The organism is Rhodococcus sp. NPDC058639 (genome assembly GCF_042717545.1).
Classification (GTDB): Bacteria; Actinomycetota; Actinomycetes; order Mycobacteriales; family Mycobacteriaceae; genus Rhodococcus.
Genome location: NZ_JBHXRF010000018.1, coordinates 1 through 2,702, shown reverse-complemented (window position 1 = coordinate 2,702; position 2,702 = coordinate 1). Strand labels below are relative to the sequence as shown.

Annotated in this window: 3 protein-coding genes; all 3 read right to left on the bottom strand. The window is 64.4% G+C overall.

The window, feature by feature from the left end; genetic code table 11:
* Positions 1-313: 313 nt before the first annotated feature.
* Positions 314-625 (bottom strand): DUF1330 domain-containing protein, encoded by a 312-nt coding sequence (locus ACFWU2_RS20770; RefSeq protein WP_378610147.1) that lies wholly within the window; start codon positions 623-625, stop codon positions 314-316.
* 230 nt (positions 626-855) lie between these two features.
* Positions 856-1,044, bottom strand: a complete 189-nt coding sequence (locus ACFWU2_RS20765; RefSeq protein ID WP_378610146.1) for a ferredoxin — start codon at positions 1,042-1,044, stop codon at positions 856-858.
* Positions 1,041-2,333 carry a cytochrome P450 gene (locus ACFWU2_RS20760; protein WP_378610145.1) on the bottom strand — a complete coding sequence of 431 codons (1,293 nt, stop codon included), beginning with the start codon at positions 2,331-2,333 and terminating at the stop codon, positions 1,041-1,043. Before ACFWU2_RS20760 ends, ACFWU2_RS20765 begins: the two co-directional genes overlap by 4 nt.
* Positions 2,334-2,702: the final 369 nt, after the last annotated feature.

The following is a 2,702-nucleotide window of genomic DNA, read 5'->3' as shown; positions in this document are numbered from 1 at the left end:
CGGGGCGGTACCGAGTTCGGGATAGTGCTCGGTCCAGCTTCCCTCGGCCGGTTTGGTGAAGTGGGGCAAGGCTTTCTACCTTTCGTCTTCGAACTTGTCGCCGTGTGCGGAACCATCTGCCCGCAACCCGGAACCCGATCGCACCCGCTGTGTGATCTCTTGAATGAGAATGACGCTCTCATTCATGAACATCAGATTTTCACACAACCGGTACCACGTCAACGGGTCGACTCGCGACAGAAGAAGCAACGTAGGCCCGGACCGAGAGGTCCGGGCCTACGTGTACAGGGAGCGTGGGGTGGGTCGCCGCCGTTCAGGACGGGCGGGCCGGCATCTCGAAGCCCTCGAGGATGACCGCGTTGGTGTCGGCAGCGGCATGGCGCAAAGGGGCTGCCGCCTGATATTCCTCCGAGTCGTACCACGCCTGAGCGGCCTCGACGGATTCGAACTCGAGAACGACCGTCCGGTCGCCGTGCCACTGACCCTCCAGGATCGTCGGTCGGGCGTCTACGGAGAGCACGGACGCACCGCCCCGGCCGAGCGAACGGGCCGAAGCGGCACTGTAGGCGTTCATCCCGTCGGGATCGTTGATGGCTTCGGTGAGGACGACGTATGCCTTGGGCATGACTCTCCTTGTCGGTGGCGGAACCCCGCCGGGATTCAGGAGACGGAACGCGGGGCTCCGATCATCGGTTTCCGACGAATTCCTGTATCCACGAAGAGAATCAGAATCAGACCGGGCGTGCGAGGGATGCAACGACTCTCGGGCCGGGAGGGCAGACCCCACGGGCGGTACAACGCCGTCAGCCCGGGCCGCGAGGGCCCGGGCTGACGGCGATCGTCGAGAGAGGTGGGTCAGGTGAGCGTGATCGCCCGTTCGGGGCAGCTTGCTGCTGCTTCACGAACCGAGTCCTCGTGTTCGGCCGGAACCTCCGACACGAGAGTGACGGCGTATCCGCCATCGCTCAGATCGAACACGTCGGGGCAGAGGGCAAGGCAGACGCCGTGGCCGCGGCAGGAGTCGTCGTCGACGGAAACCTTCACTTCGCGTCGGCTTCCGCGAGCGTGAACTCCAGGTTCAGCGTCATGAGACCGCGGAGGATGAACGTGGGCAGGTAGTCGAACTTGCGGTCGCCTTCGGGGCCGTGCGCCTTCTCCGAGATCGTGATGCTGCTGGTCCGCTCGAGCAGTCGCTCGAAGCCGACGCGCGCCTCGGTGCGAGCGAGCGGGGCGCCCGGGCACGCGTGGATGCCGCGGCCGAACGCGATATGGGTACGCGCGTTGCGACGGTCGAGATCGAACTCGGCCGGGTCGGAGAACTGGCGCGGGTCGCGGTTGGCGGCACCGTTCACGAGCATCATGATCGTGCCGGCCGGGACCTCGACACCGCCGACGTCGGTCGGAACCTTGGAGAGCCGGAAGTCGCCCTTGATCGGGCTCTCCAAGCGCAGCGTCTCCTCGATGAAGTTGTTGATCCGCTCGGGGTCTTCGCGCAGGGTCTGCTGGAGCTCGGGGTTCTCGGCGAGGATGCGGAGCCCGGAGCTCACCAGGCGGACCGTGGTCTCCTGGCCCGCGGAGAACACGTTCGCGGCGATGCGCAGGACGTCGTCGACCGGCGGAAGCGTGCCGTCCGGGAAGGTCGCGCTGGCGAGACCGGTCAGGACGTCGTCCTGCGGGTTCGCGCGCCGGTCCTCGATGTAGGCACCGAACTTCTTGTAGAGGAACTCCATGGGGTTGAGCTTGAGCTCGGTACCCTGCGTGCTGCCGATCGAGATGCCGTCCTTCATCACCAGGTTGAGGCCCTCGATGAATTCCTGGTGGTCGCTCTCCGGGACGCCGAGCAGGTCGGCGATCACGAGCATGGCGAACGGAGCGGCGAACTCGCTGATGACCTCGCCCTCGCCCTTGGCCAGCAGGTCGTCGAGCAGCTTGTCGGCCAGGCGCCAGATGAACTCCTCGTTCTCCTTGAGGCGCTTCGGGGTGATCAGGCGCATCAGCAGGGCGCGATGGTCGGTGTGCTGCGGCGGATCCATCGTCGGCAGCTGGTCGTTCATCGGCAGCTTGGGACGCGTCTCTTCGATCAGATCGGTGATGTCGTCGCTGTCGGTGGGGAGGGGGAATCCCGAGTAGGGGCCCGTCACCGAGATGCACGACGAGAACTTCTCTTCGTCGTTGAGGACCTGGATGGCTTCCTCGTACCCCGTGACCATCATGACGTTATGGTGCGGCTCGCGCTTGACCGGGCAACTCTCCCGCATCGCGTCGTAGTACGGGTTCGGGTCGCCGACGAGGGTGGGGTCGGTGAAAAAGTTCGACTTCTCGAGTTCGGTCATGTTTCTTCCTCTCAGAAGAAGTGGAGCTGCGGGTGTGCAAGGAACCGGGGCCACTATCGAGATGAGAGCAGCCGACCAGGATCTGGTCCACATCCAACCATGTTGATCTTGACCCCGAAATTGGGGAGCTATCGTACATTTCGGACTCTGTGATGTTCGACCAGAGGAGTCGTAAAAATTTGTGACAGAAAACAAAGCCCGCATCCGTACCCCAACCCGAGGGGGGTCGGTGCACGGACGCGGGCGCTGTAGGCATCGGGCGGAGGGGTCAGATCACCGGTTCTTTGGTGATGGTGGCCCAGGCGGCGCCGCTGTCGGGGACGCGGGGCTGTTTCCAGACCTCGATGGGGAACGAGACCATGACCAGCG

Bases quoted from the DNA above. Each gene is read 5' to 3' on its own strand.
- ACFWU2_RS20770 (WP_378610147.1), bottom strand. From the start codon at position 625: ATGCCCAAGGCATACGTCGTCCTCACCGAAGCCATCAACGATCCCGAC.
- ACFWU2_RS20760 (WP_378610145.1), bottom strand. From the start codon at position 2,333: ATGACCGAACTCGAGAAGTCGAACTTTTTCACCGACCCCACCCTCGTC.